The following is a 292-nucleotide window of genomic DNA, read 5'->3' as shown; positions in this document are numbered from 1 at the left end:
GCGCTTGGCGTGCACCAGTCCTCGATACTCAAGCATTTGCAGGGCCGTGGTGACCGCGGGCGGTGGGCGCGAGCATGGTCGCCAGAAATTCATGCGTCGGGAGGATCTTATCTCCTTCCGCACGGTCGTGGACCATCAGCTGCCAGCGGGCCAGCCGTTCTTCGATCTTGGAGTGGCCATTGACCAGTGCCGTCCGGCATGATTGGACGAGGAACGCGTGGGCATAATCCAGCACTGAGGTGCGAAGCGACGGGCTAATCGCAGGGCGAAGGTTTTCAACCGGCAGGCGCCA

Annotated in this window: 1 pseudogene; it reads right to left on the bottom strand. The window is 62.3% G+C overall.

Features of this window, described 5'->3' with window-relative positions:
• Positions 1-28: 28 nt before the first annotated feature.
• A pseudogene (locus EN857_RS34120) lies at positions 29-292 on the bottom strand (Crp/Fnr family transcriptional regulator); the annotation flags it as partial.

The organism is Mesorhizobium sp. M4B.F.Ca.ET.214.01.1.1 (genome assembly GCF_004791545.1).
GTDB classification, from domain to species: Bacteria; Pseudomonadota; Alphaproteobacteria; order Rhizobiales; family Rhizobiaceae; genus Mesorhizobium; species Mesorhizobium abyssinicae.
The sequence above is the reverse complement of the archived record's forward strand: the minus strand, read 5'-3'. Positions and strand labels throughout refer to the sequence as shown.